Genomic DNA, 13,627 nt, shown 5'->3' with positions numbered 1-13,627 from the left:
CGGACTCAGGCCGCGGCGGGCAGATCCGTACGCAGGGGCCAGTGCGGGTCCACCTCCTCCGGCGCACCACTGCGGGCGAACCACGCCTGCAGCCCGCGCGCCTGCGCCGCATGCCACACCGCCTGCAGCGTATGCAGCTCCGAGGGGGCAAGACGCTCCAGGCGCGAGGCGAAACGGCGCCCCACCGCCCGGGTGACCTCGAGCGCCGCCATCGCGTCCGCGGCCGCGTCATGGGCGCCGTCCAGCACCACCTCGTACTGGTCGCACAGGTCCGAGAGGGTACGGCGCCCCTTGCGGTAGCGGTCCAGATGCTTGTCCAGGACCCTCGGATCCAGTACGCACAGCGGGACGTTCTCCAGATACTGGGCGAGCGACGCCGCGCGGTGGCGCCGCAACTCCCGGTCGAGGATGGTCAGATCGAAGGGTGCGTTCATCACCACGAGCGGGCGGGCCGCGGCGCACTGCTCGGCAAGCAGCCTGGCTATCTCCTCCACCACGGGCGCCGGCCAGCGGCCGTTGCGCTGAAGGTGATCGTCCGTCAGCCCGTGCACCTCGGTGGCTCCCGGGGGCACGGGCACCCCGGGATTGACCAGCCAGCGTGTGACGCGCGGGCGGCCGCCCGTCATGTCCTGGACGACGACCGCAGCCGAAACGATGCGGTCCTCCTCGACGTCGACTCCGGTTGTCTCAGTGTCAAATGCGGCCAGGGGGCCGTCATACCAGCGCGTCATCCCCGAACTCCTCGCACATGCGTGGCAGATGGCGTGATCCCCCTGCCCGAATCGGTGATACCCGGGCTGTTTGCGCCGTACGCCGGGCGGTGACAACACAGATGACGGGTGTGTGAGTTGACGGCCCGTCCAGGGGACATCGATCGGCACAGCCCGGAAGGCACGAGGAGCCATGGCGCTCACGCAGCCTGAGTCTGGGGGTACCTCCCAGGCCGAAGGTCGAGGGGGAGGGCTGCTGCCCCAGCGGACCGTACCGCTGCGCGGAGCACTCGCCACCACCGCCTGCATGGAGACACTCCAGGTGGGCTATCTGCACGCCGTTGCCGCAGCGGCGGGCTGCTCCCTGTCGCAGCCCTTTCCGGACAACGGCATCGACTGGCATGTCAGCCACAGCTCGGCCGGTCACACCGTCGACGACGAGGTGACCATCAAAGTGCAGCTCAAGTGCACCTACCAGATCCCACCGCACCCACCGGGACCGGCGTTCTCCTTCACCCTCGACAACAACCATCTGGTGAAGCTGGCCCGCAGCCCGGTGTCCGTGCACAAGATCCTCGTCGTGATGCTCGTCCCCCGGACCCAGGACGAGTGGCTGCGCGCCAGTCACGACCGGCTCGATCTGCGGCACTGCTGCTACTGGACCAACCTGGCAGGCCACCCGGTGACGGGCAGGAGCAGGACCACTGTGCGGATCCCGACCTCGCGGATCTTCGACGACCGGGCGCTCTGCGAGATCATGACCAGGGTCGGGGCGGGAGGGAGACCTTGATGCAGCGGCCTTTCGACGAGTCGGTACGGCCCCATCCGACGGGCGACCGGCCGGGCGCCTGGTACGGGAGCGGCGAACCGGACCCGGCCCAGGTCGACCCCGTGGTTCTCGGGGCGCTCCTGGACCGGCACGGGTGGCGGCGGCGCGGGGGAGCGGCCGGGCGCTATGCGCGCTGGACGCCGCCCGGGCCCGGGGCGGGCGGTACGAGCCTGCTGGTGCCCGAGAGCAGGTCGTTCCCGGACTGCGAGGACCTGCTGGGCGAGGCGCTGACCGCGCTCGCGCGCAGTGCCGCGCCCTCGGCCCGTGAGGTGCTCGTCGGACTGACCGTGCCGAGCGACGAGATCCGGTGGTGGCGTGATGTGCCCCAGGGTCCTTCGGGTGCGGCGTCGTGGACCGTACAGGAGCAACTGCGGGGAGCCGCACGGCAGATGCTGATGGCCGGGGCGCTGGCGGCGCGCGGCCGCGCGGGGTACTACGGCGCGCGGCACCGGCGCCAGGCGCAGGCCTCGCTGGAAGAGGTTCTGGTGGGACCGGCGCCCGGCGGGCGCAGCCTCACCGCGTTCGTGCCGGTGCAGAGCGGGCGGGCGGTCGTCGTGCGGCTGTACCACGCCTTGCAGGCGGCGCGGGAGGCGGCGGACTACCAGCGCGCGACGGGCGGGATGGAGGCGTTCGACGCGGCCGTTGAGGCGGGAGTGAGCCGCGAGCTGACGGAAGCGATCATCGCCCTGGTGCGGGGGTCCGAAGGGGCGCGGGTGGCGCTGGAGTGGTCACCTGCGGCGGGAGTCCCGGCAGGCTGCGCGCCGCGGAACGAACCGGTCGAGTTCTCGCCGGGCGACCTGCCCGCGCTGCGCGAGGCCGGCGCCCGCTATCTCCAGGACGAGCCGTCCGTGCCGGTCCGTGTCACCGGCACGGTCGTCCGGATGCGGCGCTCCGGGCCGCGGGGGGCGGGGACGGTGCGCCTGCGCGTCCTGGCGGGAGCGGAGGTGCCACATGTACGGGTGGCACTGGACGAGGACTCCTACCGCACGGCGGGCCATGCGCACCTGGTCGGCCTGCCGATCCGGGTCGTGGGGCGGCTGGAGAGCCGAGGGGGGTTCCGGCGGCTGACGGACGCGTCGAATGTGGTTCCGGTGCAGGTGGATGAGGCGGAGCGGGACCGGCTGATGAAGTCGCTCCAGGAGAATCTGGACTTCTTCGAGGAGGCGTGTCAGGGGGAGTAAAGGGGCGGGGTGCGGTGGTTGCGGTGCGCCTGCGGCGGGCTTGTTCCCCTACCCGCCCCTTCCCGAACTGGGGCTCCGCCCCAGACCCCGCGCCTCAAACGCCGGCGGGGCTGGAATGTGCGGCGGGGCCGCACATTCAGCCCGTCCGGCGATTGAGGACACGCGAAGCGCGTACGGGGTCCGGGGCAGCGCCCCCGGCTAACCGTTTCGCGACGGACCCCACCGGCTCGGTACGATTCGTAGCGCGCCCACTACCAACGCGGCGTCCCCCTTCAGTCAGGAGAGACCGGTGTCAGACGTCCGTGTGATCATCCAACGCGATTCCGAGCGGGAAGAGCGCGTGGTGACCACGGGCACCACGGCGGCCGACCTCTTCCCCGGCGAGCGCACCGTCATCGCGGCCCGCGTCGCCGGTGAGCTGAAGGACCTCGCGTACGAGGTCAAGGACGGCGAGGAGGTCGAGCCCGTCGAGATCTCCTCCGAGGACGGCCTGGGCATCCTGCGGCACTCCACCGCGCACGTCATGGCGCAGGCCGTGCAGGAGCTCTTCCCCGAGGCCAAGCTCGGCATCGGGCCGCCGGTCAAGGACGGCTTCTACTACGACTTCGACGTCGAGAAGCCCTTCCACCCCGATGACCTCAAGGCCATCGAGAAGAAGATGCAGGAGATCCAGAAGCGCGGCCAGCGCTTCTCGCGGCGGGTCGTCACCGATGAGGCCGCCCGCGAGGAGCTTGCGAGCGAGCCGTACAAGCTGGAGCTCATCGGCATCAAGGGCTCCGCCTCCTCCGACGACGGTGCGGACGTCGAGGTCGGCGCCGGTGAGCTGACGATCTACGACAACCTCGACGCCAAGACCGGCGAGCTGTGCTGGAAGGACCTGTGCCGCGGTCCGCACCTGCCCAGCACCCGTAACATCCCGGCCTTCAAGCTGATGCGCAATGCCGCCGCGTACTGGCGCGGCAGCGAGAAGAACCCGATGCTGCAGCGCATCTACGGCACCGCCTGGCCCTCCAAGGAAGAGCTCAAGGCTCACCTGGAGTTCCTCGCCGAGGCCGAGAAGCGCGACCACCGCAAGCTGGGCAACGAGCTGGACCTGTTCTCCATCCCGGACCAGATCGGCTCGGGTCTCGCGGTCTTCCACCCCAAGGGCGGTGTCGTACGCCGGGTCATGGAGGACTACTCCCGCAAGCGGCACGAGGAGGAGGGGTACGAGTTCGTCTACACCCCCCACGCCACCAAGGGGAAGCTCTTCGAGACCTCGGGCCACCTGGACTGGTACGCCGAGGGCATGTACCCGCCCATGCAGCTCGACGAGGGCACGGACTACTACCTCAAGCCCATGAACTGCCCGATGCACAACCTGATCTTCGATGCGCGCGGCCGCTCCTACCGTGAACTGCCGCTGCGTCTCTTCGAGTTCGGGACCGTGTACCGCTACGAGAAGTCGGGCGTCGTGCACGGCCTGACCCGGGCCCGCGGCTTCACCCAGGACGACGCGCACATCTACTGCACCAAGGAGCAGATGGCGGACGAGCTCGACTCGACGCTGACCTTCGTGCTGAACCTGCTGCGCGACTACGGCCTCACCGACTTCTATCTGGAGCTGTCCACCAAGGACCCGGAGAAGTTCGTCGGCTCCGACGAGATCTGGGAGGAGGCGACCGAGACGCTGCGCAAGGTCGCCGAGAAGCAGGGCCTCCCGCTGGTCCCCGACCCGGGCGGCGCCGCGTTCTACGGGCCGAAGATCTCCGTGCAGGCCAAGGACGCCATCGGCCGTACCTGGCAGATGTCCACCGTCCAGCTCGACTTCAACCTGCCGGAGCGCTTCGACCTGGAGTACACCGGTCCCGACGGCACCAAGCAGCGCCCGGTCATGATCCACCGCGCGCTGTTCGGCTCGATCGAGCGGTTCTTCGCGGTGCTGCTGGAGCACTACGCGGGCGCGTTCCCGGCCTGGCTCGCGCCGGTCCAGGCGCTCGGCATCCCGATCGGCGACGCGCACATCCCCTACCTGCAGGAGTTCGCCGCCAAGGCGAAGGCCAAGGGGCTGCGGGTCGAGGTGGACGCATCCTCGGACCGTATGCAGAAGAAGATCCGCAACGCGCAGAAGCAGAAGGTGCCCTTCATGGTCATCGCGGGCGACGAGGACATGGCCGCCGGCGCGGTCTCCTTCCGCTACCGCGACGGCTCGCAGGAGAACGGCATCCCGGTCGACGAGGCCATCGCGAAGATCGCGAAGGTCGTCGAGGAGCGCGTCCAGCTCTGACACCCGGCGCCCGCGCGGCAGCGGGCACGCACGCCGTACGAGACCCCCGCAGCGCGATCAGTGCTGCGGGGGTCTCCCGTCTGCGCGGCCGGGCGAAGTCATATGCTGCACAGCATGACGCTTGAGCCGGAGCAGCAGATCGGAGTCGGAACGCAGGATGCGTTCCAGCGCCTGTGGACACCCCACCGCATGGCGTACATCCAGGGAGAGAACAAGCCGACGGGTCCGGGGGCCGACGACGGCTGTCCCTTCTGCGTCATCCCCTCCATGTCGGACGAGGACGGGCTCGTCATCGCCCGTGGCTCGGACGTCTACGCGGTGCTCAATCTCTACCCGTACAACGGCGGGCATCTGATGGTCGTGCCCTACCGTCATGTCGCCGATTACACCGAACTGGACGACGCGGAGACCGCCGAGCTCGCGCTGTTCACCAAGCAGGCGATGACCGCGCTGCGCAAGGCGTCGGGCGCGCACGGCTTCAACATCGGAATGAACCAGGGCACGGTCGCGGGCGCCGGGATCGCCGCCCATCTGCACCAGCACGTCGTGCCGAGGTGGGGCGGGGACACCAACTTCATGCCGGTCGTCGGGCACACGAAGGTGCTGCCCCAGCTGCTCGCCGACACCCGCAAGATGCTGGCGGAGGCCTGGCCCGCCTCCTGAAGCCGGCCCGCCTCCTGAAGCTGGCCCGCCTCCTGAAGAGGCGGGCCGCTCCTACGCGTCGTAGAGGTCCGCCTTGCGGGGCGTGGGGTCCTGGACGAAGCCGCTCACGATCATGGAGCGGTTGCCGAAGCGCTCGGTGTCCACGCCGTTCTCCTCGAGCACCCTCATCGCCGCCGCGTGCGTGACGCGCAGGACGGGCGTGGCCGCACGCATCGCGTCGTCCGCCATGAAACGGTGCCGCCAGGGCTTCTCGGCCCAGGCGTGGCGCAGCCCGAAGGGCTCGGGGAGCACCAGCTTGCCGCCGAGGAAGTCGAGCAGCGGCGGATACCAGGTGAAGGGCGCCCGCACCGCGAGCCGTACCACCTCGGGCGTCTCCACCAGCGGCAGCGCCCGGTCGACGGTCTCCCAGAAACGGACCGTCTTGGCGACCGTGACGGTCTTGGGCGCGGGCTTGGTGGTGAACAGCGAGTGCACCGGGCCGAGCGCATGCCCGGTCACCTCGATGCGCAGTGTCTCGTGGAGAACCGTCACGGTGATCATCATGGTGATCACCAACTGGCCGTCCCAGAGCGTGAACTGCACGCCCAGATAGTGGCGGTTCCCGCCGCCGAACTGCTGGTGATTGCAGATCCGCTGTATCTCGTGGCCCTTGACCTGGAACGTCTCCACGTCCTGGCCCTCCGGCCGGGTCACCTCCCCGGCGTTCTCACCGACCGGTGCCACGATCCAGTGCTTGACCGAGGGGGTGGGGAAGCCGCCGGAGTTCAGCGGGCCGCGTTCCAGCATCTTCAGCTTGTCGTGGACCGCTCGTATCACGTCCCAGCTGCGGAACTGGTTGATGTCCTTGCCCGCCTCCTTGGAGACCAGCTCCTCGGCCATCTGCCAGCTTCCCCAGCGGGTGCCCATGCCGAGTATCCCCTTGGGGCCCGCATAGAAGACCGCGTTGGACTGCTGCTCGGCGGTGAGCTTCTCAAGTCCCTGGCGCAGTTGCTCGCGCGCGGTCTCATTGGGGTGACCGGGGACGGCCTCGGGGACCTTGGCGCCGAGACCGCCGCCCGAAAGCAGACTGTCCCAGCGGGCGCGCAGATCCTTCGCCGTGGACTCGCAGATCCGCTTGGCCAGTACCCAGCCGATGACCGGCGCCACGATCATGCCGCGGATGTAGTAGCCGAGCAGCCCGCCGAACGGCAGCTTGATCAGGAAGATCACGGCCAGGCCGCCGATGCCGACGAGCAGCAGGGTGCCGAGCGCCCCCGCCCGCTTGTTGGATGCGCCCGCGATCGTCCGCCGCAGCTGGAACACGACCAGCCAGAGCAGCAGTCCGGGCAGGAAGAGCAGCCCGAAGACGGCCATCACACCGGTGAGTCTGGCGTCGCGCTCCTTGCGGATCCGGGTGGCGGCCAGGCAGTGCTCGACCACCGCCTGCGGCTCGGTGCCGAAGGACTGGATCAGCGCCTTGCGCGCGCCGCCGAGCATCCGCAGCTGCACCGCCCGCGAGAACGCCTCGCCCAGATTCGGCTCGAACAGCGAGAACTTCCCCGGCTTCACCTCCGACTTGTGCCACTCGCTGTTGGCCTTGAGCAGGTCCTTGACCGGGCTGTCGCGGTACGCGGCGGAGGCGAGCGCATGCGTCGCCGCCGTCTGTCCGGCCGAGCCCAGGAGCGGGACCTGTGCCCCCGGAGTGAAATCGAAAGCGTCGTTCGCCACTACCGCCCCCATCGCCGCAAGCATCCGCACTGCGGCCTGTTCCCAACTACCGCGCCCCGCACACCTTCTGAGCTGGGGCACTACAGCGTATCGGGGGCGCACGGCCCACGTCACAGGTTTGAAGTGCCGCCCGCCCCACAGCTGTCGGCGGGCGGCACCCTCAATTACGAGCCGTGCTCGGCCTGCTCGCGGATCTTGTCGGCGAGCTGCGGCGGCATGGCTTCATGCCGGGCGTAGGAGCGGCTGAACTGCCCGGTGCCGTGCGAGATCGACCGCAGGTCCACCGCGTAGCGCCCGATCTCGATCTCCGGCACCTCGGCCCGTACGAGCGTGCGCCCCCCGCCCGCCTGCTCGGTGCCGACCACCCGGCCGCGCCGCCCCGACAGATCGCTCATCACCGGACCCACGTACTCGTCCGAGACCAGCACCCGCACCTCGGCCACCGGCTCCAGCAGATGGATGCGCGCATCGCCCGCCGCCTCACGCAGCGCGAGCGCGCCCGCCGTCTGGAAGGCCGCGTCCGAGGAGTCCACCGAGTGCGCCTTGCCGTCCAGCAGCGTGATCCGGACATCGACGAGCGGATATCCGGCCGCGACGCCCCGCGCCGCCTGCGCGCGTACGCCCTTCTCCACGGACGGGATGAACTGCCGCGGTACCGCGCCGCCCACCACCTTGTCGACGAACTCGATCCCCGAGCCCGCCGGCAGCGGATCCACCTCGATCTCGCAGATCGCGTACTGGCCGTGCCCGCCGGACTGCTTCACATGCCGCCCGCGTCCCGCCGACCGGTCGCCGAAGGTCTCCCGCAGCGACACCTTGTGCGGTACGACGTCGACCTGGACGCCGTAGCGGTTGCGCAGCCGCTCCAGCGCGACATCCGCGTGCGCCTCCCCGAGGCACCACAGCACCACCTGGTGGGTCGCCTGGTTCTGTTCGAGGCGCATCGTCGGATCCTCGGCTACCAGTCGCGAAAGCCCCTGGGAGAGTTTGTCCTCGTCCGGCTTGCTGTGTGCCTGGATGGCCAGCGGCAGCAGCGGATCGGGCATCGTCCACGGCTCCATCAGCAGCGGGTCGTCCTTCGCCGAGAGCGTGTCCCCGGTCTCGGCCCTGGCCAGCTTGGCCACACAGGCGAGATCTCCGGCGATGACGTGGCCGAGCGGGCGCTGCTGCTTGCCGAAGGGGGCGGAGAGCGCGCCGACGCGCTCGTCGACGTCATGGTCCTCATGGCCGCGGTCGGACAGACCGTGCCCGGACACATGGACGGTCTCGTCGGGACGCAGGGTGCCGGAGAAGACCCGTACGAGCGAGATCCGGCCGACATAGGGGTCGGACGCGGTCTTGACCACCTCGGCCACCAGAGGACCGTCCGGGTCGCAGCTGACCTGCGGGCGCGCCGCGCCCTGCGGGGTGGTCACGGCGGGGGCGGTGGTCTCCAGCGGAGTCGGGAAGCCGCCGGTGATGAGTTCGAGAAGCTCGACCGTGCCGAGCCCCTGCTTGGCACCCTCGGGCGCGGGGGCCGCGGCCAGCACCGGGTGGAAGATGCCACGCGCCACGGCCTTCTCCAGGTCCCCGATCAGCGTCTTGAGGTCGATCTCGCCGCCGCCGAGGTAGTGGTCCATGAGGGTCTCGTCCTCGCTCTCGGCGATGATCCCTTCGATCAGCCGGTTGCGGGCCTCCTCGATCAGCGGCGTCTGTGCCGGATCGGGCTCGGTCTCCTTCCGTTCGCCGGAGGAGTAGTCGAAGATCTTCTGGGACAGCAGTCCGACGAGGCCGGTGACCGGGGCGTGCCCGTCGGGATTCTGCGCCCCGTACTGCGGCAGATACAGCGGCAGTACGGCGTCGGGGTCGTCGCCGCCGAAGATGGTCCCGCAGACCCGGGTCAGCTCCTCGAAGTCGGTCCGCGCCGTCTCCAGATGCGTCACGACGATCGCGCGCGGCATTCCGACCGCCGCGCACTCCTCCCACACCATCCGGGTCGCGCCCGCGATCGCGTCGGCCTCCTGCGCGGCCGAGACAACGAAAAGGGCCGCGTCCGCGGCTCGCAGACCGGCCCTGAGCTCCCCGACGAAGTCGGCATATCCGGGAGTGTCCAGGAGATTGATTTTGTACCCGCCCCATTCGACGGGGACCAGGGACAGCTGGACGGAACGTTGCTGCCGGTGCTCGATCTCGTCGTAGTCCGAGACCGTCCCGCCGTCCTCGACCCGGCCCGCCCGGTTGACCGCTCCCGCGGTCAGCGCCAGGGCCTCGATCAATGTTGTTTTTCCCGATCCGCTGTGGCCGACCAGCACCACGTTCCGTACGGATGAGGGCTGGTCGGCCGTAGCTGCCCTGCCGGCGGCTCCGGGGTGTGCGTTCTTGTCGCCCATGATCTTGCCTCCCGATCGATTGTCCGGTGAGGAGAGTGGGGCCGCGGGCGCGGGGAGCCATGAGGGAGGTCCCGGACAGCGTCCGGGGGCAGCTCCGGCGATGCCCGCGGTCGTCTTTCGAGCTTTCCACTCCCGTCAGGTTGCGTCCATACGTCGTACGCGACCACGGGAGGCGGGTGTGCCTCGGTGGAGTGCGCGGGGCCTGGCTACGATGGGCCAGCCGGTGGCCATTGGGGTCACTCGGCCCACCGACCCTCGGGAAGGCCATGCTGAACAAGTACGCGCGTGCATTTTTTACGCGTGTCCTCACACCGTTCGCCGCGTTTCTGCTCCGCCGAGGGGTGAGCCCGGACGCGGTCACCCTCATCGGCACGGCCGGAGTGATGGCGGGTGCGCTGGTCTTCTTCCCCCGGGGAGAGTTCTTCTGGGGCACGATCGTCATCACCTCGTTCGTCTTCTCCGACCTCGTCGACGGCAACATGGCGCGGCAGGCGGGGGTTTCGAGCCGGTGGGGAGCCTTCCTGGACTCGACGCTCGACCGGGTCGCGGACAGCGCGATCTTCGGCGGCTTCGCGCTCTGGTACGCCGGCACGGGGGACGACAATGTGATGTGTGCCGTCGCCATCTTCTGTCTGGCGAGCGGCCAGGTCGTCTCGTACACCAAGGCGCGCGGGGAATCGATCGGCCTGCCCGTCGCCGTCAACGGGCTGATCGAGCGGGCCGAGCGACTGGTGATCTCACTGGTCGCCGCCGGGCTCGCGGGTCTGCACACCTTCGGGGTGCCGGGGATCGAGGTACTGCTGCCGATCGCGCTGTGGATCGTCGCCGTCGGCAGCCTGGTCACGCTCGGGCAGCGGGTCGTGACGGTACGGCGGGAGTCCGCGGAGGCGGACGCCGCCGCGGGGCAGGGGAACGAGGCTGAGGCGACGTGATGCGGGAGCGGCTGACCGACGGGCTGTACGGCCTGGGCTGGAGCACGGTCAAAAAGCTGCCCGAGCCGGCGGCCGCCGCGCTCGGCCGCACCATCGCGGACATCGCGTGGAAGCGGCGCGGCAAGAGCGTGCTGCGGCTGGAGTCCAACCTCGCCCGCGTCGTGCCCGACGCGGGCCCCGAGCGCCTGGCCGAGCTGTCGAAGGCCGGTATGCGCTCGTACATGCGGTACTGGATGGAGTCCTTCCGGCTGCCCACATGGAGCGCCGAGCGCGTCACCGACAACGTCCAGATCAAGGGCGCCCACTATCTGACGGACGGCGTCGCCTCCGGCCGCGGAGTGATCGTCGCGCTGCCGCACCTGGCGAACTGGGACCTCGCGGGCGTGTGGGTCACCAGAACCCTGGGCGTCCCCTTCACCACGGTCGCCGAGCGGCTCAAGCCCGAGACGCTGTACGACCGGTTCGTCGCCTACCGCGAGAGCCTCGGCATGGAGGTGCTGCCGCATGCGGGCGGCTCCGCCTTCGGCACGCTCGCCCGGCGGCTGCGCGCCGGTGGCCTGGTCTGCCTGGTCGCCGACCGTGATCTGTCGGCATCGGGCGTCGAGGTGAAGTACTTCGGCGAGAGCGCCCGGATGCCGGCCGGACCGGCGATGCTGGCCCAGCAGACCGGCGCGCTGCTGCTGCCGGTGACGCTGTGGTACGACGAAGCGCCGGTCATGCGGGGGCAGATCCACCCGCCTGTCGAGGTGCCCGAGACAGGTACCAAGGACGAGAAGACGTCCTCCATGACACAGGCGCTGGCCGACGCCTACGCCACGGGAATCGCCGAGCACCCGGAGGACTGGCACATGCTGCAGCGGCTGTGGCTCGCGGACCTCGAGGAGCGGCCGCTGTGAAGATCGGCATCGTCTGCCCGTACTCCTGGGACGTACCGGGTGGCGTCCAATTCCACATCAGAGACCTGGCGGAACATCTGATCCGGCTCGGCCACGACGTGTCCGTGCTGGCACCGGCGGACGACGAGACACCGCTGCCGCCGTACGTGGTCTCGGCGGGGCGGGCCGTTCCGGTCCCGTACAACGGCTCGGTCGCCAGGCTCAACTTCGGCTTTCTGTCGGCCGCGCGGGTACGGCGCTGGCTGCACGACGGCACCTTCGACGTCATCCACATCCACGAGCCGACCTCGCCGTCGCTGGGCCTGCTCAGCTGCTGGGCCGCGCAGGGCCCGATCGTGGCCACCTTCCACACCTCGAACCCGCGCTCCCGCGCCATGATCGCGGCGTATCCGATCCTGCAGCCCGCGCTGGAGAAGATCAGCGCCCGGATCGCTGTCAGCGAGTACGCCCGGCGGACCCTGGTCGAGCACCTGGGCGGCGACGCGGTCGTCATCCCGAACGGCGTCGACGTCGGCTTCTTCGACAAGGCCGAGCCGAAAGCCGAGTGGCAGGGCGACACGATCGGCTTCATAGGGCGCATCGACGAGCCCCGCAAGGGTCTGCCGGTGCTGATGAGGGCCCTGCCCAAGATCCTCGCCGAGCGTCCCGCGACCAGACTTCTGGTGGCCGGGCGCGGCGACGAGGAAGAAGCCGTCGCGTCACTGCCCGTCGACATGCGGCGGCGGGTGGAGTTCCTCGGCATGGTCAGCGACGAGGACAAGGCACGGCTGCTGCGGAGCGTCGACCTGTACGTGGCGCCCAACACCGGCGGGGAGAGCTTCGGCATCATCCTCGTCGAGGCGATGTCGGCGGGCGCTGCGGTGCTCGCCTCCGACCTGGACGCCTTCGCCCAGGTCCTGGACCAGGGCGCGGCCGGCGAACTCTTCGCCAACGAGGACGCGGACGCACTGGCCACGGCGGCGGTCCGCCTCCTGGGCGACCCGGTCCGCCGCGAGGAACTGCGCGCCCGGGGCAGCGCGCACGTACGCCGCTTCGACTGGTCGACGGTCGGGGCGGACATCCTGTCGGTCTACGAGACGGTGACGGACGGGGCGGCGTCGGTGGCGGCGGACGAGAGGTCTGGGTTCCGGGCGAGGTTCGGGCTGGCGCGGGACTGAGTTTTCCCCGACCCGCCCCTTCCCGAACTGGGGGCAAGCCCCCAGACCCCTGCCGCGCTGGCTTCGCGGCGCGAACTGGGGGCTCCGCCCCGGACCCCGTATGCGACCTTCGGCCGCATGTCCTCAAACGCCGGACGGGCTGAAATGTGCGGCCCAGCCGCACATCCAGCCCCGCCGGTCCCGGACGCGAAATTCAGCCCCTCCGGCGTTTGAGGAGCGGGGGTCCGGGGGCGGAGCCCCCGGTAACAACAGCCCCGCCGCAGGCGCCACGCCGCCACCGGTAGCCTTGCCGCCCGTGACCGCAACCCTCATCTGGACCGTCGTCGCCCTCGTCGCGATCGGCCTGTATCTGAGCTGGACCGCCGGACGGCTCGACCGGCTGCACTCCCGTATCGACGCCGCCCGCGCCGCCCTCGACGCCCAGTTGTTGCGCCGCGCCTCGGTCACCCAGGAGCTCGCCACCTCCGGTGTGCTCGATCCGGCCGCGTCGATCGTGCTGTACGAGGCCGCGCACGCCGCCCGCCAGGCGGAGGAGGAACAGCGCGAGGTCGCCGAGAGCGAGCTCAGTGCCGCGCTGCGGGCCGTCTTCGGCGAGGCCGCGCAGGTCGAGGCCGTACGCGTGGTCCCGGGCGGCGAGGATGCCGCGGGCGAGCTCGCCCAGGCCGTACGCCGCGTCCCGATGGCGCGCCGCTTCCACAACGACGCCGTACGCGCGGCCCGCGCCCTGCGTCGTCACCGTACGGTCCGCTGGTTCCGGCTGGCCGGCCACGCGCCCTTCCCGCTGGCCTTCGAGATGGACGACGAGCCCCCGGTCGCCCTGGCGGACCGCCCGGGCACATGACCCGCACCTGAGCGAACCCGCACCTGAGCTTCGAAAACGATCCACCGGCTGTTCATTGGCCCTTGCAGTGGACTGG

The 13,627-nt window shown here is 70.3% G+C and carries 11 protein-coding genes; 8 read left to right on the top strand and 3 right to left on the bottom strand.

Going from position 1 to position 13,627, the window contains the following annotated elements; translation table 11 throughout:
• Window positions 1–5: 5 nt before the first annotated feature.
• Window positions 6–731, bottom strand: coding sequence for a 3'-5' exonuclease (locus OG741_RS07825; RefSeq protein WP_405596110.1), 726 nt, complete (start codon window positions 729–731; stop codon window positions 6–8).
• Window positions 732–903: 172 nt separating this feature from the next.
• Between OG741_RS07825 and OG741_RS07820 the strand changes: the two genes are divergently transcribed.
• The 4 genes from OG741_RS07820 to OG741_RS07805 all read left to right on the top strand — a co-directional run bounded on the left by OG741_RS07820 (window position 904) and on the right by OG741_RS07805 (window position 5,649).
• Window positions 904–1,500 (top strand): DUF4365 domain-containing protein, encoded by a 597-nt coding sequence (locus tag OG741_RS07820; RefSeq protein WP_405596109.1) that lies wholly within the window; start codon window positions 904–906, stop codon window positions 1,498–1,500.
• Window positions 1,500–2,720, top strand: coding sequence for a hypothetical protein (locus tag OG741_RS07815; protein WP_405596108.1), 1,221 nt, complete (start codon window positions 1,500–1,502; stop codon window positions 2,718–2,720). The genes OG741_RS07820 and OG741_RS07815 overlap by 1 nt, the downstream gene beginning before the upstream one ends.
• A 289-nt stretch (window positions 2,721–3,009) precedes the next feature.
• On the top strand, window positions 3,010–4,986 hold the full coding sequence (thrS, locus tag OG741_RS07810) for a threonine--tRNA ligase (RefSeq protein ID WP_405596107.1): 1,977 nt from the start codon (window positions 3,010–3,012) through the stop codon (window positions 4,984–4,986).
• Between the two features lie 102 nt (window positions 4,987–5,088).
• Window positions 5,089–5,649, top strand: a complete 561-nt coding sequence (locus tag OG741_RS07805) for an HIT family protein (protein WP_405596106.1) — start codon at window positions 5,089–5,091, stop codon at window positions 5,647–5,649.
• A gap of 51 nt (window positions 5,650–5,700) precedes the next feature.
• Here OG741_RS07805 and OG741_RS07800 read toward each other — a convergent pair whose 3' ends face one another.
• Window positions 5,701–7,356, bottom strand: a complete 1,656-nt coding sequence (locus tag OG741_RS07800) for a hypothetical protein (protein ID WP_405605448.1) — start codon at window positions 7,354–7,356, stop codon at window positions 5,701–5,703.
• A 164-nt stretch (window positions 7,357–7,520) separates the two neighbouring features.
• A complete protein-coding gene (locus OG741_RS07795) occupies window positions 7,521–9,725 on the bottom strand; it encodes an elongation factor G-like protein EF-G2 (RefSeq protein ID WP_405596105.1) in 2,205 nt (734 codons plus the stop codon).
• Between the two features lie 266 nt (window positions 9,726–9,991).
• Between OG741_RS07795 and pgsA the strand changes: the two genes are divergently transcribed.
• The 4 genes from pgsA (at window position 9,992) to OG741_RS07775 (ending at window position 13,551) form a co-directional block, all read left to right on the top strand.
• Window positions 9,992–10,657 (top strand): phosphatidylinositol phosphate synthase, encoded by a 666-nt coding sequence (pgsA, locus tag OG741_RS07790; RefSeq protein ID WP_266478615.1) that lies wholly within the window; start codon window positions 9,992–9,994, stop codon window positions 10,655–10,657.
• Complete coding sequence (locus OG741_RS07785) at window positions 10,657–11,553, top strand: phosphatidylinositol mannoside acyltransferase (RefSeq protein ID WP_405596104.1); 897 nt, start codon at window positions 10,657–10,659, stop codon at window positions 11,551–11,553. The genes pgsA and OG741_RS07785 overlap by 1 nt, the downstream gene beginning before the upstream one ends.
• Window positions 11,550–12,710, top strand: a complete 1,161-nt coding sequence (locus OG741_RS07780; protein ID WP_405596103.1) for a glycosyltransferase family 4 protein — start codon at window positions 11,550–11,552, stop codon at window positions 12,708–12,710. The genes OG741_RS07785 and OG741_RS07780 overlap by 4 nt, the downstream gene beginning before the upstream one ends.
• 295 nt (window positions 12,711–13,005) lie before the next feature.
• Entirely contained in the window at window positions 13,006–13,551 is a 546-nt protein-coding gene (locus OG741_RS07775; protein WP_405596102.1) for a hypothetical protein, read from the top strand.
• The last annotated feature ends 76 nt before the right edge of the window (window positions 13,552–13,627 follow it).

The sequence above is a fragment of the Streptomyces sp. NBC_01410 genome (genome assembly GCF_045040195.1).
Taxonomy (GTDB): Bacteria; Actinomycetota; Actinomycetes; order Streptomycetales; family Streptomycetaceae; genus Streptomyces.
This window is presented reverse-complemented; position numbering and strand designations above follow the sequence as displayed.